The following is an 18625-nucleotide window of genomic DNA, read 5'->3' as shown; positions in this document are numbered from 1 at the left end:
GTGGTACGACCCCTTCCAGCCCCAACCCCCACCAGCAAACAACTAAGTCAGCTACGGCAGACCAAACAGGTTGAGGCATAGAGGAATTCGTTCGCTGGTACCCGCTGCTATCGGATCGTTCAGTGTCACGGGGATGCGTTGGCGGGTGCGCCGAAAATGGCTCGGACGGCAGCTTCATCGCCTTGGATGTCGACGAGCTCAAGGACGTCTTCGAGTGCAAGCACACCTGCTGCCAGCCCGAGAATTATTGCGGCGTCAGCGCTTAGCACGGCGTCGAGGTCTCGCTCGTCGTGCGGGCTCACTTCAATGCCTGAGGGGGTCGCGCACACTTGGACAAGTCGACCGTCGGTATCGCCGTTGACAGTGATACCGACCGTCGATGGCCGACCCGCAGGCGCCTTGCCGCGGAGCAGGGCGCGCAGCGCGACCAGGAGGCTTCCGGCGGGGAAGGTATCGCCTTCGGGCCCTCGGATCATCAGTGGGGTGGACCAACGGATGAGGCCCTCGATCGGCTCGCGTAGTTGGGCGCCCCAGGGAGTCAGGGCATACGTGATGGCCCTGCCACCTTCGGCCAGCCGCCGTTCGATCACGCCGGCCGCTTCCAAATCGCGGAGCCGATCGGCGAGCAGATTAGTGGCGATGCCGGGAAGCCCGTCAAGTAGCTCCTGGTAACGGGCCGGAGCGATGAGAAGTTGGCGGACGATGAGCAGATTCCATCGGTCGCCCACAACCTCGAGCGCGCGGGCCAGTCCGCAGTACTGACCGTAGCTTCGGCGCATGAATGCTCCTTGACATTTTCAAGCTAACTTGAGTATACCAAGTAAACCGACGCGAAGGGGGTGGTCATGACCGCCGCTGAGCGACCCGCCTGGGTCGACGACGAGTTATTCCCGTTCGAGAGCCGCTTCGTCACCATTGATGGGCAGACCATCCACTACGTGGATGAAGGCTCGGGTCCCACACTGCTGCTGCTGCACGGCAACCCGACGTGGTCATTCCTCTGGCGCGACGTGATCCGCGCACTGCGCGACGAATTTCGTTGCGTCGCAATGGACTATCCCGGATTCGGGCTGTCCTCAGCGGCGCCGGGCTACCGGTATCTGCCCGAGGAGCACGCAGGCGTGGTCAGCGGGTTTGTCGACGCACTCCACCTCGAGGGGGTCACCCTGGTCGGGCAGGACTGGGGCGGCCCGATCGGCCTGGCCGCCGCCACTCGGCGGCCGGGTGTCGTCGATCGGCTCGTGCTCGCCAACACCTGGGCCTGGCCCGTCAACGGCGATCTCTACTTCGAGGCCTTCGCCCACATCGCCGGCGGACTCCCGATGCGCTTCCTGACCCGGCGGCTCAACCTCCTCGTCAATGCGTTCATCCCCACCGGCCACCGAAGGCGCAAGCCGACCGCCGATGAGATGACCCACTACCGCCGGGCCCTGGACACCCCCGAGCGGCGCCAGGCCTCCGCCGTACTCCCCGGCCAGATCACCGCCAGCCGGGCCTTCTTCGCCGAGGTCGAGGCCGGCCTTGCCGACCTCGCCCACCTGCCGACACTGATCGTGTGGGGTGACGCCGATATCGCCTTCCGTCCCCGGGAGCGCGAGCGCCTGGAAGCGACGTTTCCCGAGCATCAGACCGTGATCGTCGAGGGCGCCGGCACCTACGTGGAATCCGACGCGCCCGAGGAGTTCGCCGCCGCGATCCGCGACTGGCGCACACACCCGTCTGCGGGCGAACCCCTGCGCGGCAAACTCACGGAGGCATAGTGGCCTACGACACTGACCTGGCGGCCCGCGTCCGCGAGCAGCTGGCCGACAACCCAGAAGTGTACGAACAGCCGATGTTTGGAGGGCTGGCCTTCCTCGTGGCCGGCCGGCTAGCGGTCGCGGCGAGTGGCCAAGGCGGCCTCCTGGTGCGGGTCGATCCGGCGCGTGTCGACCGCCTGCTGGCCGCCGGCACCGCACAGCCCATGCAGATGGGTGGACGCGCTATCCGGGGATGGCTGCGCATTGATGGCGAGCACCTGCGCACCAAGCGTCAGCTCGCCAAGTGGATTGCCATCGGAACCGCGACCGCCGAAAGCATCCCCGCTTCACGGAGCCGTCATGTGTCGTAGGGCGGGAATCCTAGTTGCGGTGTACATGGCTGTGCTCGCGATCAACCTCGACGTCACGATCGTCAACGTTGCGCTGCCCAGCATCGCGACCGAACTCGGCGCTGACACGCGCGGACTGCAGTGGGTCGTCGATGGCTACAACCTCGCGTTCGCCGCGCTGGTGCTGGCCGCGGGGAGTCTCTCGGACCGCTACGGACGACGGCCGGCCCTGCTGGTCGGGCTGCTCGGATTCGCGTTCACGAGCGCGACCGGCGCCCTCGTCGACAGCACCGGCGCACTGGTCGCGGCACGCTTCGGCATGGGGACGTTCGCCGCGCTGATTTTCCCCACAACCCTGTCGATCATCACCAACACTTTCCCCGACCGCCGCCAGCGCGCGGCCGCACTCGGTGGATGGGGCGCGGTCGTCGGGGTCGGCGTCGCATCCGGACCGGTGTTCGGCGGGCTACTACTCGAGCACTTTTACTGGGGCAGCGTGTTCTGGGCGCTGGTGCCGGTCGCCTTGGCGGCCGCGGTTCTTGGTTTCGTTCTGGTGCCCGAGTCTCGCGACCCGTCGGTGCCCGCGCTGGACATCCGCGGCCTGACAGCCTCGGTAGCCCTCCTTGGAGTGCTCGTCTACACGATTATCGAGGCCCCCGAACGAGGCTGGCGCAGCGACGCGACGCTGATAGGGTTCGCCATCGCTCTCGGTCTGGCATTCGCATTCGTGGCGATGGAGCGCAAAGCCGAACACCCCATGCTCGACGTCCGGCTGTTCACCGATCGACGGTTCAGCGCCGCCAGCGGAGCGGTGACGGTCACCTTCTTCGCGCTAGCGGGGTTCATCTTCCTCATCACCCAGTACTTCCAGGTGCTCCGCGAGTTCAGCCCACTCTCAACGGGTGCCCGCATCCTGCCGGTCGCACTGTCGATCGCGGTCGGCTCGCTGGTCGGCGGACTGCTCGCTCCACGGGTGGGGACCCGCGCAGTGGTGGTCACCGGGCTCATCTCGTTCGGCACTGCGATGGCGTGGATCGCCGGCAGCGCCGAGGCGGACACGCCGTACTGGACGACGATCGTCCTGCAGATGCTGTTGATGGGACTGGGTATGGGGCTGATCGCCACTCCGGCAACGGAATCGATCATGCTCGTACTTCCGCCGTCTCGGGCGGGTATCGGCTCGGCGGTCAACGATGCCACCCGCGAGTTGGGCTCGACGATGGGTGTGGCCGTCGTCGGCTCGGTGTTCTCGTCGATTTTCGGCGCCCGCCTCCTCGACACCGCCTTCGCGGCAACCGGGAGGGCCGCCGAGGCCGCCGATTCGGTCCCGGTCGCGTTCGGTATCGCGGCGGGCAATCCGGGCCTGCTCGCGGCCGCGCAGGACTCATTCCTGTCCGGTCTCGCAGTGGCCTGCACGGTGGTCGCGGGTCTTTGCTACGCAGCGGCGGTCGCGGGCATGGTCGCGCTGCCTGGCCGACGGTTCCAGGCCCCGTTCTCGACCTCGGCGGAGCAGTGGCAATCGGTGGGCATGGTGTAAGCCCTGGGATCGGCTTGTCTTGCGGAGACGTCTGATTCACTCGCGCCGCGGGCCCTGGTCCAGTCGAGCAGCGAGCTACTTGTCGAGAAAACCAGTGGGCTTCTATGCGATTCGGTCACTACAGTGCGCGCAATGGATCTCGATGCGGTGGCCTTCAGTGAGCAGTGGGTCCAGGCCTGGAACGCTCACGACGTGGAGGCTGTTCTTCGGCACTTCCACGACGACGTCGTGTTCACGTCGCCGGTGGCCGCAAACCTGCTGCCGGGAACGGGGGGCGTGGTTCGCGGCAAGCTTGCACTGCGCCACTATTGGACCCTCGCTCTGCATCGCATACCCGATTTGCGGTTTACCGTCGAACGCGTTTACCAAGGGATCGACACCGTCGTCATCACATACCGCAACCAAAGCAATGGGTTGGTCAACGAGGTGCTGAGGTTTCGCGGCAACCTTGTGACCGAGGGTCATGGAACGTATGTCGTTACTGGACAAGGCAAGAAATGGTAGTCACGGTCCGTGCCGCAACGCCGGCCGATTCTGGCGTCCTCGCTACCCTGCTGACCCAGCTGGGGTACCCGTCGACCGAGCGGGACGTGCTGGGCCGGCTTGACTACTGGATCGTCGACCCCTACAGCCAGGTGCTTGTCGCTGAACAGGACGACCGTCCAGCGGGCTGCCTGTCGATTCATGCGCTTCCCTATTTAGAACGCACCGGCCGGTGGGCACGGATCGAATGCATGGTGGTCGATAAGGCCCTCCGCGGCACGGGTATAGGCAATGCCCTGCTGCAGGACGCCGAAGCGCTCGCTGAGAGTTGGGGTTGCCTGGCGGTCGAAGTCACCAGTTCGCGACGCCGCACTGGTGCGCATGGCTTTTACCAACGCAATGGCTACACCGACATCTGCGACCGCAGTGGGCGGTTCTGGAAGGACCTCGACTGACCGCTTCCGTTACTGACCGCGACTTGCATGCGTACAGGTGCTTCAATCAGCACATGGCTGAAAACCCTAATGTTCCGCAGGTTGTCAGCGCATGTCGCGTGATCGCCGCTGGGGCGGAGCAGATCTTCGAGCTGATTGCCGATCCGTCCCAGCAACCCCGATGGGACGGGAACGACAACCTGGCCGAGGCGCCCGACGGTCAACGCGTGCATGCCGTCGGCGAAGTGTTCACCATGCGGACTATCCAGGGAAATGTACGAGAGAACCACGTGGTGGAGTTCGAGGAAGGTCGTCGCATTGCCTGGCTACCCGCCGAGCCGGGCCAAGCGCCACCGGGTCATCTATGGCGCTGGGAACTCGAGCCGGTGGATGAGGCACACACGCGCGTCACCCACACCTACGACTGGTCGAATATGACCGACCAGAAACGCTTGGCGCGTGCCCGCGCCACCACCGCTGACAAGCTCCAGGCTTCGCTCGATCGTCTTGCCGACCTGGCCGAGCAGGTCTGACGCCCGACTCCTGTCCGTCCGCCGAGCGTCGGTTCAGAGGGAGACAAATATCAGTCGCGTTAGCTTGGCGTGCGCCGCTACGCTGCGAGACGCAGCCGTCAGCAGGTGTACGACGGAAGGGGAGTACGTGGCGAAGGTGTTCTCGCGTATCGACGCGTCGTTGCAGGAGTTCATTCGGCAACAGGCCATGTTCTTTGTCGCTACGGCACCTTCCGAGGGAGGGCGGGTCAACCTGTCGCCCAAGGGATATCGCGATACGTTCGCGGTGCTCGACGAGCGTACAGTTGCCTATCTCGACCTGTTCGGGAGCGGCGCCGAAACGATCGCGCATCTGCGGGACAACGGCCGTATCACCGTCATGTTCTGCTCGTTCACCCGTAACTCACGGATCTTGCGGCTGTTCGGCACCGGACGGATAGTAAGGCCCGACGATGCTCGATTTGACAGTCTGAGGCCATATTTCGGTCAACATCCCGGGATACGGGCCGCCATCGTCATCGACATCGAGCGGATCGCCGACGCGTGCGGCTTCTCGGTGCCCTACTACGAGCTCATCGGTGAGCGGCCCGTGCTCGATGCACATCATGCAAAGCAGCCCGATAAGAAGTTCGCGCGGCGGATCGCCGGTGACAATGGCCATAGCATCGATGGTCTGTCGGCACTCGAACCCGACCATCCTCTGCCGTCGACGGTCGAGCGGTGACCCGTGAAGCGTTCGGCGCCGAGTTTGTCGGAGCCGAGGGATTCCTTGACACCGCCACCTTTGGATTGCCGCCGCGGTTTGTTGCCGAGGCGGTGCGCGACTGTTTGCGATCATGGGAACAGGGCAAGCTGGAAGTGGACGGATTCGATGAGCCGGTCGCTGCCAGTCGGGCGGCATATGCTTCCCTGATCGGGACCGACGAACACGGGGTAGCAATGGGCACCAGCGTTTCGTCGGTCCTCGGATTGGTCGCTGCGTCGATACCAAACGGCAGCAGTGTAGTGACACTGCCCGGTGAATTCACCAGCGTCACTTTTCCGTTCGCTGCGCAAGCGGCGCGCGGTGTGACGGTTACCGAGCTGCCGGCGGGCCAGCTAGAAGATGCTGCCGGTGGTTTCGACGTCGTAGCGGTCAGTCTTGTGCAGTCCGCTGACGGAGCCGTGGTGGACGTCGACAGGTTGTGTCGTAGCGTCGCCGAGTCTGGCGCGCTCACGGTGATCGATGCGACGCAGGCCCTGGGATGGAAGAACGTGGAGCTGTCGTGGGCCGACGTTGCGGTTGCGGCAAGCTACAAGTGGTTGCTGGGGCCGCGCGGAGTGGCATGGATGTCGTTGAGCAAGCGCATGGTTGGGGCGTTGGTGCCACATGCGGCAAACTTCTCTGCCGGTGAAGACATGTGGTCGTCGCTGTATGGGCTGCCGCTGCGGCTGGCTCGTGATGCGCGACGGTTCGACTCGTCACCAGTTTGGTTCAGCGTGTTAGGAGCCGGGCTTTCGCTGCCCTGGATGGCGTCTCTTGATCGCGTCGCGGTGGAAGGACATTGTGTGGGACTGGCCAATCGGCTCCGTGCCGAGCTGGAGTTACCACCCACTGAGTCGGCGATCGTCTCGATCCCAGTCACCCACGCGGCTGAAGCGTTGCACAGGGCGGGTATTCGGGCTTCCGTGCGCGCCGGCGCGACCCGTGTCGCGTTCTACCTGTACAACACCGACGATGATCTGGATCGGATCCTGGAGGCACTTTAGGTACTGATCGGTGTGCAGCCGATGCTGCGCCGCCCACCCAGCGGCAGATGCTGTCGTCGTCCGGACCGACCCCTGGCCATGCGAGCGGCGGCCCGCGCTGAACGCATCGCATGGTAAGTTCGCCGACGTGAACATCGTCGCGCGCGTGTATTGGCGCTTTATCTCGGCTCCGGGTGGGGCCGTGGATGGAGCGTCTGACTGAGGCGGCGCACGACCGATACCCGGAGCCCAAGCAGTGACCATTAGGTCGCTGCTTTTCGTCTTTCAGGGCATCGGGCACCAGTGGGCGTGCCCTGAGACCATCACAGAAAGGCACAACCCACCATGTCGACCGCCAACCGCGCCGCGGCAAGCGTCAACACCAACGACCGTCGTATCGTCTCGTTCCGAGAAATCCCGGCGCCCAACGTAATCCGCACCGAATTACCGCTGACATCGGTCCAAGCCGATGCCGTCCAGCGCGACCGCGACGAGATCGCCGCAATCCTGACCGGTCGCGACGACCGACTGCTGGTCGTGGTCGGGCCCTGCTCAGTCCACGACCCGGCCGCCGCTCTGGACTATGCGCATCGCCTCGCCGCGCTGGCCACCGAGTACGCCGACCGGCTGAAGATCGTGATGCGGGTCTACTTCGAGAAGCCGCGCACCACTATTGGCTGGAAAGGACTCATCAACGATCCCGGGCTGGACGGCAGCTTCGACGTGGAGCGCGGACTACGCACCGCCCGCAGGCTACTGCTCGACGTGATCGAACTCGGTCTGCCCGTGGGGTGCGAATTCCTGGAGCCCACCAGCCCGCAGTACATCGCCGACGCCGTCGCCTGGGGCGCGATCGGCGCCCGAACCACCGAATCGCAAGTGCACCGGCAGTTGGCGTCCGGCCTATCGATGCCCGTCGGATTCAAGAACGGCACCGACGGCGGCATTCAGGTCGCGATCGACGGTGTCAAAGCCGCGGCGGCACCACACAGCTTTTTCGGCGTCGACAACTGCGGGCGCGCAGCCGTTGTCGAGACGACGGGCAATCCCGACTGCCACGTGATCCTGCGGGGCGGTTCGGCTGGCCCCAACCACGATGCCGCCTCGGTAGCCGACGCCGTTGCGGAGTTGCGCAAACTAGGGCTCCCCGAACACGTCATGATCGACTGCTCCCATGCCAACTCCGGTAAAGACCATGTCCGACAGGCGCACGTCGCGGCGGAGGTGACCGCACGCATCGCCGCGGGTGAACGCGGCATCGCCGGTCTCATGCTGGAAAGCTTCCTCGTTGCCGGCGCTCAGCCGTTGAGCGGCGAGTTGGTATACGGCCAATCGGTGACCGATGCGTGCATGGACTTGCCCACCACCGCAGACACCCTTGCGGGTCTGTACGGCGCGAAGGGTTGACTCGCCGCGTGGGCATCAGAAGCCCCCGTATTGCGGGCAGTACGCCGTTTCGGCGGCACGCACGACGAAGTCGGCCTGGGGTTCGAGCGGTACCTGCAGCGCATCCGTGACGGCGCGCAGCGCCGAGAGCCTGGCTAACCCGGGTTGCCCGGTGGCACCCCCCGATAGCCTGTCACAGGCAAGGTGGCCCGCCGCGATCAGCTGCGCGGGATCGCCCGTAATCCCTTGATCGGCGAGTGCTTTCAAAAACGCGTCATCCGCTTGATCGGCGTGTGCGACGTCGGTGGTCATGAACGTGATAGCTGCCACCGCACCGATGATGCACGCGAAATTATTCACTGGCGATCTCCAATCGCTCTGGCGGACGTCCCCAGCACGCGGCAGGTGGACGATATCCAACATGACGTCATCTAGCGACAGGCAGCTACCGCCGCTCGCGGCAGAAGATCATGTCTGCGCGGATTGTGCGGTGGCCTATCGGGAGATCACCATCGAGCACGCAGTGGAGGTCATCGGTGCCGTAGCGGCCGCGGTCCGAGGATCACTCTCGGGTATCCCGCCGGAGGCGCTGCGACAACGCCCCCGCCCGCACGTCTGGTCGATCACCGAGTATGTCTGTCATCTGCGCGACGTCTACCTCACCTACACGATTCGGCTGCATCGCACCCGCACCGAAGACCAGCCGGTGCTGGAGCCGATGCTCAACGACTTACGGGCCCGCCGCTTCCGCTACAACGAGCGCGACGTGGAAGCGGTGCTCGACGAGCTCGCTGCGACGACAGTGGGTTTTTGTGAAGAAATTTCCCGCACCGGCCAAGACGGTTGGGATCGGACCGCGACTCGCCTACCCGGCGAACAGCGCACCGCCCGTTGGCTTGTCCGCCAGGCGATGCACGAAGGTGTTCACCATCTTGCCGACATTCGCCGGGTCAGCGTGGAGGTCGGCGCTCGCCCTTAGTCGGTGTGATACCCGCAAACAGATCCGATTCTGGGAGTGACGTGGGGACCTGGGACTCGGCGAGCCTGAACTTTTCCGTCGGCCACAGCCGCTGCCTCCACTCGAGAGGGACGATGAAGAAGAGCCCGTTCGGGTCGACTTGGGTTGAGTGGGCGCGTAATGCGTCGTCGCGTACACCGAAGTAGTCACTGCAGCCGATCTCGGTGAGCGCCCGGCGAGATCGCCTGGGCCACCGCATGGGCAGCCGTCTCAAGGCTTCCACCAACCGGAGTGCCCGACTATCAGGGTCTACGCGAAGCCGAGGTATGCGCGGACTGTCAGGCAGAAATCGGGCGGCCGCTCGAGAAAGCTTCTCCAGTTGTCCGGCGAGCTTGACCATTGACAACGTTATCCGGATCGGCTGGTGGATGTAGTAGATCTTGGCAACTACCCACGGGGCTCCTGCCTCCGGATAGGCGTTGGGATTACCGCTGGCTTCGTACGCCGCCATCGAAACCTGGTGACAGCGAATGTGGTCGGGGTGGGGGTAGCCGCCATTTTCGTCGTACGTGATCATGACGTGCGGCTTGAAATCGCGAATCACCTCTACCAGCTGCCCCGTCGATTCCTCCAGGGGAACCTCGGCGAAACAGTCGGCGGGCAGGGGCTCGGTGTGGAACAACCCGGAGTCGACGTAGCCAAGCCAGCGATGCTCGACACCAAGAATCTTCGCCGCCCTGGCCATTTCAGTACGTCGTAGCTCGGCCATGTTGTCTTTGACGCCCGGCTGGTCCATTGCCGGGTTGAGGACATCGCCGCGTTCGCCGCCGGTCAGCGTCACCACAAGCACGTCGTGGCCCTCGGCCGCATATTTGGCCAACGTGGCTGCGCCTCTGGTCGATTCGTCGTCCGGATGCGCGTGTACCGCCATCAGTCGCATAGCTAGCCCGCATCCGGCGGCAACATTTGAAACCCGGTCAGGATGGTTTGCGTGTCGCGCGCGTATGTGGGGTTGTCCGGGTCTGTCGACTGAACGGTGACCGTTACAACGTAGGTACGGCCGCTGAAGGCGCCGAACACCATGAGCGTTTTGGCTTTCCGCGATGGGATCCGGCCCATGGCAGGGGCGTTGAAGCTGGCCATCACAGCTGCCTGGCCGCATCGGGATGTTTCGGTGCTGTGCATATCGGTGGCCCCCAAGCGATCCACCAACGTCGCTCGTTCCTCTTCGAATATCTTTTGGCGATCTTGGGTCATGCCGGGCACCGATTCGAGGGTGACGACGGCCGTGGGGGTGAACTTGTCCGCAGTCAGTCGCTGGTTTCCCATCGCGAAGCGAATGATTTCTGAATCAAGCATCGAGCTACGCTGCCAGCCGGGCGGCTGCGGAATCCGTAACTGCGGCTCGCCGGCCCCATGCGCCTGGATCGGTGTAAGTGGCGCAGAAACATGCTCGCACGCAGCGCTGTTCGCGCTTACCCCGCCAGCGCCCTGTACGGCGTTACCGGCCACCACCCTGCTGCAGCCGGGCAGTGCGAACAGGGCTGCGGCGGCCGCGACCGCCGCACACAGTGCATACGGCGATCGCATGCCACAACACCACACCTTCGTTGTTTGCTCTGTCAAGTACTCAGCATTCGCCACAAGAACGAGAAGCTCAGCGCCGACTTGAACGCGATCTGTGCATTGTCGGCCGCGCCCGCATGGCCACCCTCGATGTTTTCGTAGTACCAGACTCGATGCCCGGCCGCCTCGAGCGCGGCGGTCATCTTGCGGGCATGCCCGGGATGCACCCGGTCGTCACGGGTCGACGTGGTGATCAACACCGGCGGGTACTGGCGATCAGTCGAAATGTGGTGATACGGCGAGTATTCGGCGATGAACTCCCAGTCCTCGGGATCGTCGGGATCGCCGTACTCGGCCACCCACGACGCCCCCGCCAACAGTAGGTGGTAACGGCGCATGTCCAGCAGCGGCACCTGGCACACCAGGGCGCCGAACAGCTCGGGATATTGGGTCAGCATGATGCCCATCAGCAGACCCCCGTTGCTGGCGCCCCGCGCGCCGAGCTGTTCGACGGTGGTGATGCCGCGATTCACCAAATCGGCTGCCACCGCGGCGAAGTCCTCGGCCACCAGATGCCGGCCCTCGCGCATCGCCTGAGTATGCCAGGTCGGCCCGTACTCACCGCCGCCGCGGATGTTGGCCAGCACGTAGGTTCCCCCGCGGGCCAGCCACAGCCGGCCCAGCACCCCGTCGTATCCCGGGGTGCGCGCCACCTCGAAACCGCCGTAGCCGCCCAGCAACGTGGGGCCGGTCGCATCGCGTGGCCGCACCACGAAGTACGGAATCGACGTGCCGTCGGCCGACGCGACGAAATGTTGCGTCACGGTCAAGCCCTCGGCGTCGAAAAACGCCGGGGCGGACTTGATCTGCTGCAGCGGCCCGCCCGCCGCACCATGCAACAGCCGCGACGGCGTGTCGAATCCGCTGGAGTCCAGAAAGATCTCGTCGCCCAGATCGTCGGCGGCTACGATGACCGTGTTGGTGTGGGCCGGCACATCGTCGACCGGCTGTCGCTCCCAGCTCCCGGGCTCGACGATCTCGACGCGGCTGGCCACGTCGGCCAGCGTGACCACGACCAGCCGGTCACGCGTCCACGTGTAGTGGTTCAGCGCGGTGTGCTCGTCGGGCTCGAACACCACAGTCAATTCCGCTGTGCCGGCGAGGAATTCGTCATAGTCGGCTGCCAGCAGCGACCCCGCTGCATACGAAGCGCTGCCGGTGAACCAGTCAGTGCGCAGCTCGATCAGCAACCACTGCCGATGCACGGAGACTGTCGCATCGGTGGGCGCGTCGATGCGAATCAGCTCGTCGCCGCGCAGCTCGTAGACCTCGTCGTTGAAGAAGTCGATGGCCCGCCGCACCAACGTTCGCCCGAAACCCGGTGTCCGGTCAACGCCCGCCGCGACGATCACGTCGCTGCGTGACCCCTCGAACAGCGTCGTCGCCTCGGCCAGCGGCTGGCCGCGCCGCCAGCGCCTGACTATCCGCGGATAGCCGGATTCGGTCAGCGAGCCTTCGCCGAAGTCGGTGCCGACCAACACGGTATCGGGGTCAGCCCAGCTGATGTTGGTTTTGGCTTCGGGAAGCTCGAACCCGTCGGCAACGAATTCCCGTGTCGTCAAGTCGAATTCGCGCACAATCGCCGCGTCTGACCCGCCGCGCGACAGGCTGATCAACGCCCGGGTGTACTCCGGCTCTATGACCACAGCGCCGCCCCACACCCAGTTCTCGTCGTCGGCGGCAGCCACCGAGTCCACGTCGATCAGCACATCCCAGGACGGCGAGTCGCTGCGGTAGCTGTCCAGCGTGGTGCGCCGCCACAGCCCGCGCGGGTTGGCCGCGTCGCGCCAGAAGTTGTACAGGTACTCGCCGCGGCGTCGCACGTACGGGATGCGGGCATCGGTGTCGAGCACCTCGAGCGCCTCGGCCCGCATCCGCTCGAAATCGGGACCGCCGAACTCTGCCACGGTCGGCTCGTTGCGGGCACGCACCCAGTCGAGCGCGTCGTCTCCGGTGATGTCCTCCAGCCACAGATACGGGTCGTCGAGCTCGTCAGCGGGCACGGAAGTCGCCATGGAAGTCATTGTCGCCTCAGCGGTACTGTGAGCTGTGTCACGGGAAACAAAGAGGAGCTGAAACGATGACCGTCTTTGCACGTCCGGGGTCCGATGGGGCGCTGATGAGCTACCAGTCCCGGTACGACAACTTCATCGGGGGCGAATGGGTGGCGCCGGCCAAGGGCCGCTACTTCGAGAACCCGACGCCGGTGACCGGTCAGACATTCTGCGAGGTGCCGCGGTCCGACGAGACCGACATCGACAAAGCGCTCGACGCCGCGCACGCCGCCGCGCCGAAGTGGGGCAAGACCGCCCCGGCCGAGCGAGCCGCGATTCTCAACAAGATTGCCGAGCGCATCGACGCCAACCGCGACAAGCTGGCGCTGGCCGAAGCGTGGGACAACGGCAAACCGATCCGCGAGGCGCTGGCCGCCGATATCCCGTTGGCCGCCGACCATTTCCGCTACTTCGCGGCGGCGATCCGGGCCCAGGAGGGCACACTCTCCCAGATCGACGAGGACACCGTCGCCTACCACTTCCACGAGCCGCTGGGCGTGGTGGGCCAGATCATCCCGTGGAACTTCCCGATCCTCATGGGCGCGTGGAAGCTGGCGCCGGCGCTGGCCGCCGGCAACACCGTCGTACTCAAACCGGCCGAGCAGACCCCGGCCTCCATCCTCTACCTGATGAGCCTGATCGGTGACCTGTTGCCGGCCGGAGTGGTGAACGTCGTCAACGGCTTCGGCGCCGAAGCGGGACGGCCGCTGGCGTCGAGCGACCGGATTGCCAAGATCGCGTTCACCGGGGAGACCACCACCGGGCGACTGATCATGCAGTACGCCAGCCAGAACCTGATCCCGGTCACCCTCGAACTCGGCGGCAAGAGCCCCAATATCTTCTTCTCCGATGTGATGGCGAAGAACGACGACTTCCAGGACAAGGCGCTGGAGGGCTTCACCATGTTCGCCCTCAACCAGGGCGAGGTGTGCACCTGTCCGTCGCGCAGCCTGATCCAGGCCGACATCTACGACGAGTTCCTGGAGCTGGCGGCCATCCGCACCAAGGCGGTCCGCCAAGGCGACCCGTTGGACACCGAGACCATGCTGGGCTCGCAGGCATCCAATGACCAACTGGAAAAGATCTTGTCCTACATCGAGATTGGCAAGGACGAGGGCGCCAAGGTCATCACCGGCGGAGAGCGCGCCGAGCTCGGCGGCGACCTGTCCGGTGGCTACTACATGCAGCCCACGATCTTCGCCGGCAACAACAAGATGCGGATCTTCCAGGAGGAGATCTTCGGCCCGGTGGTGGCGGTGACGTCGTTCAAGGACTACGACGACGCGATCGGCATCGCCAACGACACCCTCTACGGCCTGGGTGCTGGGGTGTGGAGCCGCGACGGCAACACCGCCTACCGGGCCGGCCGCGATATCCAAGCCGGCCGGGTGTGGATCAACTGCTATCACGTCTACCCCGCACACGCGGCGTTCGGCGGCTACAAGCAGTCCGGCTTCGGGCGGGAGAACCACAAGGTGGTGCTCGACCACTACCAGAACACCAAGAACCTGATGGTGTCCTACAGCAACAAAGCGCAAGGCTTCTTTTAAATGCGCGCCGGCGACGATGCAGAGCGGAGCGATGAGGAGGAGCGGCGCCATGGGAGTGATCGGGTGGTGATCACCGCCGCGGCCGCCAAGCTGTTGGGCGAGCTGATCGAGCGGCACGGGCCGGTGATGTTCCACCAGTCCGGCGGCTGCTGCGACGGGTCGTCGCCGATGTGCTACCCCGACGGGGACTTCATCGTCGGCGACCGCGACGTGCTGTTGGGCATGCTCGACGTCGGCGACGGCGTGCCGGTGTGGATCTCGGGGCCGCAGTTCGAGGCCTGGAAACACACCCAGCTCGTCATCGACGTGGTGCCCGGCCGCGGCGGCGGGTTCAGCCTGGAAGCCCCCGAAGGCATGCGGTTCCTGTCCCGCGGGCGGGCCTTCAGCGACGACGAGAACGCGGCACTGGCAGGCGCGCCGGTGATCACCGGTGTCGGCTACGCCCGCGGGGATCGCCCGCCGACCCGGAGCCCGGTGGTGGCCGAGGCCGCTGACGCGTGCGCAATACCCCGAGGGCGCGCCGATCGCGTACCGCGCTAGCTGGCAGCTACCGCAGTATCGTCGTAAGACGTGATCCCGCTGCCACGTCCCTGGATGCTGACCAGCGCAATGCTGATCGGCGCCGCGGTCGGCGTGCTAGCGGGTACAGCGGCCACCCTGCTCGTCAGCGCCCGAATCCGGCCCGACGTCGTCATCGCGCTGGTGGTCGGATTGCCCAGCGCAGCGGGGCTGCTGCTGATCCTGATGTCCAGGCGGCGGTGGGTGACCGCACTGGGCGCGTTCACGCTCGCTGTGGCGCCGGGGTGGTTCGGTGTGCTTGCGCTGATCGAGGTGATGACCCCTGTCTGACCACGAATCCCTCCCGAAGACGGAGCCCTACACGCCGGCCTTCGACACCGACGCGCACCCCGCGCTGGATGGCGCGGCGCTGGGCACGGCCGATGCGCCACGACTGGAGCCGGTGCCGTCGATCACCGTGCCCAGCCGCTATCACTACCTGAAGTGGTGGCACTACGTCCTGATGCTCGTCGCGGTGTGGATTCCCGCGGCGGCGGTCGGGGCAGGCCTCTTCTACTGGTGGACTCAGGACGGCTCGGCGCACAAGACCCCGGTCGTCTTCGTGACACTGGTCTACGTCGTGGTATGCACGGTTGCCGGCCTGATGCTGGCGATGGCGCCCGACCGGCCGCTGCTCTCGGCACTGGGGATCGCGATGATGTCGGCGGTCTTTGCGTCCGTAGCTGCTGCGGCGCCGTTCTACGGCGCCTTCTACTGCGATCACACGACGGGGCCCTGCCTGGGAGGCATCGTTCCCTACTAGGTTCCCTACTAGCCGCCCAACCGTGACCAAAGCCGTGTTGACGGCGGCGCTGCACATCGATTACGGTTCGATCCCACGCCTCGACCGGGCCGACCAAAAAGTCTCGGGTCTTCGCGTCATGCCGGCAAACATCCATCCCCCAATAGATCGGACGTGACGCGAGATGCCGCGGTACCCATACCCTTCGTGCTGCGCGCCTGCGCGCGAATGGGAGCCGTCCGCCACCTCGCCCGAATCTGTTTGAGCGTCGATGGCCATTGCCGACGTACCCGAATACGCGCATCTGAGCGACGCCGACGTCAGGGCGCTCGGCGCCGCGCTGGACGCAATCCGGTGCGAGATCGAGGATTCGCGTGGCACCAAAGACCGGGCATATATCCGGCGCACCATCGCTTTCCAGCGGTGCCTCGAGATCGCAGCGAGGCTGACTATCGGCGGAAGCAAAGGCCCGGTGGGGTGGGTCGTCGGGACCGGTGCGCTGGCCGCGGCCAAGTGCATCGAGAACATGGAACTCGGCCACAACATCACCCACGGGCAATGGGACTGGATGAACGACCCGGAAATCCACTCCAGTACGTGGGAATGGGACGCGTCCAGTCTCTCGTCACACTGGCGGCACGCCCACAACTACCGACACCACATGTTCACGAACATCGTCGACATGGACAACGACCTCGGATTCGGGCTCCTGCGGGTCACTCGGGACCAGAAGTGGCGGCCGAGCGCCCTGCTACAGCCGTTGTACGCCGTCCTGTTGGCGCTCGCCTTCGAATGGGGTGTCGCACTGCACGGCCTGTATTCAGTCCAGGATGCCGAGCCGACAGAGGCCGGTAAATCCGTCCACCGGAGTGCGATGATCGGCAAGATGGTTCGCCAAGCCGGGAAGGACTATGTTTTCTTTCCCGCGCTGAGCCGCGGACGGTGGCGCCGCACACTGGCGGCCAACGTCGTTGCCAACGGGTTACGCAACGTGTGGGCCTACGTGGTGATCGTCTGCGGTCACTTCGCGGACGGCGCGGAGAAGTTCACCGCGGCAGTGCTGGAGGACGAGACGAAGCCCGAATGGTATCTCCGGCAGATGCTGGGTACCGCGAACTTCCGGGCCGGGACGGCGCTGGCGTTCATGAGCGGAAACCTCTGCTACCAAATCGAACACCACCTCTATCCCGACCTGCCGAGTAATCGCTACCCCGAGATCGCCGAACGGGTGCGCGCGTTGTGCGTCGACTACGACCTGCCCTACACGACCGGTCCGCTGGTCCGCCAATACCTGCTCACCGCGCGGACGATCTGCAAATTGGCGCTGCCCGACCGGTTTCTTTCCGCGACCTCTGACGATGCACCGGAGACCGCGTCGGAGGGCAAGTTCAACAATGTCGCGAAACGATCGGAACCGTCGGGCGTGGGTGACGGTGTGCGCCGGCGTGGACTGGCGACGGCGATACTTGCCCGCAGAAATGGCCACCGCCCTTCAGATCGCCGCACGACCTAGCCGGGTCATCGCCGACGCGGTGACGCCCGATCTCGTCAATTAGGGTGGGCTCGTGACTTCTCACTATGACGTCGTCGTCCTCGGAGCCGGCCCCGGCGGTTACGTCGCCGCGATCCGCGCCGCCCAGCTGGGGCTGAACACCGCAGTCGTCGAACCCAAGTACTGGGGCGGCGTGTGCCTCAACGTCGGCTGCATCCCGTCCAAGGCGCTGCTGCGCAACGCCGAGCTCGCCCATATCGTCACCAGGGAAGCCAAGACCTTCGGGATCAGCGGTGAGGCCACCGTCGACTACGGCATCGCCTACGACCGCAGCCGCAAGGTGGCAGAGGGCCGCGTCGCCGGCGTGCACTTCCTGATGAAGAAGAACAAGATCACCGAAATCCACGGCTACGGCCGGTTCACCGACCCCAACACGCTGGCGGTGGAACTCAACGACGGCGGCACCGACACGGTCACCTTCGACAACGCGATCATCGCGACGGGAAGCAGCACCCGACTGGTGCCGGGCACGTCGCTGAGCCAGAACGTCGTCACCTACGAGGAGCAGATCCTGTCCCGGGAGCTGCCGGGCTCGATCATCGTCGCCGGCGCCGGCGCCATCGGCATGGAGTTCGGCTATGTGCTGGCCAACTACGGCGTCGACGTGACGATCGTCGAATTCCTGCCGCGCGCCCTGCCCAACGAGGACGCCGAGGTGTCCAAGGAGATCGAGAAGCAGTTCAAGAAGCTGGGCGTCAAGATCCTGACCGGCACCAAAGTGGAGGGCATGGACGACGACGGCGCACAGGTCACCGTCACCGTCAGCAAGGACGGCCAATCCCAGGAGCTCAAGGCCGATAAGGTGTTGCAGGCCATCGGGTTTGCGCCCAACGTCGAGGGCTACGGACTCGACAAAGCCGGGGTGGCGCTGACCGACCGCAAGGCCATCGGCATCAACGACAACATGCGCACGTCCGTGCCGCACATCTACGCCATCGGCGACGTCACCGGGCTGCTGCAACTGGCGCACGTCGCCGAGGCGCAGGGCGTGGTGGCCGCCGAAACCATCGGCGGCGCAGAGACTCTGACGCTCGGCGACTACCGGATGCTGCCCCGTGCGACGTTCTGCCAGCCGCAGGTCGCCAGCTTCGGCCTCACCGAAGAGCAGGCCCGCGAGGAGGGATACGACGTCAAGGTCGCCAAGTTCCCGTTCACCGCCAACGGCAAGGCGCACGGCCTCGGCGACCCCAGCGGGTTCGTCAAACTCGTCGCCGACGCCCGCTACGGCGAGCTGCTCGGCGGTCACCTGATCGGCCACGACGTCTCGGAGCTACTGCCCGAGCTCACCCTCGCGCAGAAATGGGACTTGACCGCAAACGAGTTGGCGCGCAACGTGCATACCCATCCGACGATGTCGGAGGCCCTGCAGGAATGCTTCCACGGCCTGACCGGGCACATGATCAACTTCTGACCGCC

The 18625-nt window shown here is 65.3% G+C and carries 21 protein-coding genes; 16 read left to right on the top strand and 5 right to left on the bottom strand.

What is annotated here, in order from left to right; genetic code table 11:
• Positions 1-125: 125 nt before the first annotated feature.
• A complete protein-coding gene (locus tag AWB95_RS17405) occupies positions 126-779 on the bottom strand; it encodes a winged helix-turn-helix transcriptional regulator (protein ID WP_062539292.1) in 654 nt (217 codons plus the stop codon).
• Positions 780-845: 66 nt separating this feature from the next.
• Here AWB95_RS17405 and AWB95_RS17400 point away from each other — a divergent pair, with 66 nt between their 5' ends.
• The 9 genes from AWB95_RS17400 (at position 846) to AWB95_RS17360 (ending at position 8190) form a co-directional block, all read left to right on the top strand.
• Positions 846-1760, top strand: coding sequence for an alpha/beta fold hydrolase (locus tag AWB95_RS17400; protein ID WP_062539291.1), 915 nt, complete (start codon positions 846-848; stop codon positions 1758-1760).
• On the top strand, positions 1760-2110 hold the full coding sequence (locus AWB95_RS17395; protein ID WP_062539290.1) for a TfoX/Sxy family protein: 351 nt from the start codon (positions 1760-1762) through the stop codon (positions 2108-2110). The genes AWB95_RS17400 and AWB95_RS17395 overlap by 1 nt, the downstream gene beginning before the upstream one ends.
• Complete coding sequence (locus AWB95_RS17390; protein ID WP_428838834.1) at positions 2007-3626, top strand: MFS transporter; 1620 nt, start codon at positions 2007-2009, stop codon at positions 3624-3626. Before AWB95_RS17395 ends, AWB95_RS17390 begins: the two co-directional genes overlap by 104 nt.
• A gap of 132 nt (positions 3627-3758) precedes the next feature.
• Positions 3759-4130, top strand: a complete 372-nt coding sequence (locus AWB95_RS17385) for a nuclear transport factor 2 family protein (protein ID WP_062539288.1) — start codon at positions 3759-3761, stop codon at positions 4128-4130.
• A gap of 86 nt (positions 4131-4216) precedes the next feature.
• Positions 4217-4564, top strand: coding sequence for a GNAT family N-acetyltransferase (locus AWB95_RS17380; RefSeq protein WP_198157764.1), 348 nt, complete (start codon positions 4217-4219; stop codon positions 4562-4564).
• A gap of 53 nt (positions 4565-4617) precedes the next feature.
• Positions 4618-5076: an SRPBCC family protein gene (locus AWB95_RS17375; RefSeq protein WP_062539287.1), complete on the top strand. Its 459-nt coding sequence runs from the start codon at positions 4618-4620 to the stop codon at positions 5074-5076.
• A 127-nt stretch (positions 5077-5203) separates the two neighbouring features.
• The gene (locus AWB95_RS17370; protein ID WP_062539286.1) at positions 5204-5779 is read left to right on the top strand and encodes a pyridoxamine 5'-phosphate oxidase family protein; all 576 of its coding nucleotides are present in this window, start codon (positions 5204-5206) and stop codon (positions 5777-5779) included.
• Entirely contained in the window at positions 5776-6804 is a 1029-nt protein-coding gene (locus AWB95_RS17365) for an aminotransferase class V-fold PLP-dependent enzyme (RefSeq protein WP_062539285.1), read from the top strand. The genes AWB95_RS17370 and AWB95_RS17365 overlap by 4 nt, the downstream gene beginning before the upstream one ends.
• Positions 6805-7128: 324 nt before the next feature.
• Positions 7129-8190 carry a 3-deoxy-7-phosphoheptulonate synthase gene (locus tag AWB95_RS17360; RefSeq protein ID WP_062539284.1) on the top strand — a complete coding sequence of 354 codons (1062 nt, stop codon included), beginning with the start codon at positions 7129-7131 and terminating at the stop codon, positions 8188-8190.
• 15 nt (positions 8191-8205) lie between these two features.
• On the opposite strand, the gene AWB95_RS17355 is transcribed toward AWB95_RS17360, so the two are convergent.
• Positions 8206-8592 carry a DUF732 domain-containing protein gene (locus AWB95_RS17355; RefSeq protein WP_085168444.1) on the bottom strand — a complete coding sequence of 129 codons (387 nt, stop codon included), beginning with the start codon at positions 8590-8592 and terminating at the stop codon, positions 8206-8208.
• Between AWB95_RS17355 and AWB95_RS17350 the strand changes: the two genes are divergently transcribed.
• Positions 8591-9148, top strand: a complete 558-nt coding sequence (locus AWB95_RS17350; protein WP_062539282.1) for a DinB family protein — start codon at positions 8591-8593, stop codon at positions 9146-9148. The two genes, AWB95_RS17355 and AWB95_RS17350, sit on opposite strands and share 2 nt — an antisense overlap.
• Here AWB95_RS17350 and mca read toward each other — a convergent pair.
• The 3 genes from mca to AWB95_RS17335 are packed head-to-tail and all read right to left on the bottom strand — an operon-like array spanning position 9120 to position 12777.
• Positions 9120-10067 carry a mycothiol conjugate amidase Mca gene (mca, locus tag AWB95_RS17345; protein WP_062539281.1) on the bottom strand — a complete coding sequence of 316 codons (948 nt, stop codon included), beginning with the start codon at positions 10065-10067 and terminating at the stop codon, positions 9120-9122. The two genes, AWB95_RS17350 and mca, sit on opposite strands and share 29 nt — an antisense overlap.
• Positions 10068-10069: 2 nt before the next feature.
• Positions 10070-10717 (bottom strand): LpqN/LpqT family lipoprotein, encoded by a 648-nt coding sequence (locus AWB95_RS17340; RefSeq protein WP_062539280.1) that lies wholly within the window; start codon positions 10715-10717, stop codon positions 10070-10072.
• 32 nt (positions 10718-10749) lie between these two features.
• On the bottom strand, positions 10750-12777 hold the full coding sequence (locus AWB95_RS17335) for a prolyl oligopeptidase family serine peptidase (protein WP_062539279.1): 2028 nt from the start codon (positions 12775-12777) through the stop codon (positions 10750-10752).
• 56 nt (positions 12778-12833) lie between these two features.
• Here AWB95_RS17335 and exaC point away from each other — a divergent pair, with 56 nt between their 5' ends.
• The 6 genes from exaC to lpdA all read left to right on the top strand — a co-directional run bounded on the left by exaC (position 12834) and on the right by lpdA (position 18620).
• Positions 12834-14357, top strand: a complete 1524-nt coding sequence (exaC, locus tag AWB95_RS17330) for an acetaldehyde dehydrogenase ExaC (RefSeq protein ID WP_062539278.1) — start codon at positions 12834-12836, stop codon at positions 14355-14357.
• Positions 14358-14897 (top strand): DUF779 domain-containing protein, encoded by a 540-nt coding sequence (locus AWB95_RS17325; RefSeq protein ID WP_062539277.1) that lies wholly within the window; start codon positions 14358-14360, stop codon positions 14895-14897.
• A gap of 30 nt (positions 14898-14927) precedes the next feature.
• The gene (locus AWB95_RS17320; protein ID WP_084707014.1) at positions 14928-15206 is read left to right on the top strand and encodes a putative holin; all 279 of its coding nucleotides are present in this window, start codon (positions 14928-14930) and stop codon (positions 15204-15206) included.
• 112 nt (positions 15207-15318) lie between these two features.
• On the top strand, positions 15319-15678 hold the full coding sequence (locus AWB95_RS17315) for a hypothetical protein (RefSeq protein WP_373280760.1): 360 nt from the start codon (positions 15319-15321) through the stop codon (positions 15676-15678).
• A gap of 250 nt (positions 15679-15928) precedes the next feature.
• Positions 15929-17170: a fatty acid desaturase family protein gene (locus AWB95_RS17310; protein ID WP_085168443.1), complete on the top strand. Its 1242-nt coding sequence runs from the start codon at positions 15929-15931 to the stop codon at positions 17168-17170.
• Between the two features lie 52 nt (positions 17171-17222).
• Positions 17223-18620, top strand: coding sequence for a dihydrolipoyl dehydrogenase (lpdA, locus tag AWB95_RS17305; RefSeq protein WP_085168442.1), 1398 nt, complete (start codon positions 17223-17225; stop codon positions 18618-18620).
• The last annotated feature ends 5 nt before the right edge of the window (positions 18621-18625 follow it).

Source organism: Mycobacterium celatum, assembly GCF_002101595.1.
Lineage (GTDB): Bacteria > Actinomycetota > Actinomycetes > Mycobacteriales > Mycobacteriaceae > Mycobacterium > Mycobacterium celatum.
The sequence above is the reverse complement of the archived record's forward strand: the minus strand, read 5'-3'. Positions and strand labels throughout refer to the sequence as shown.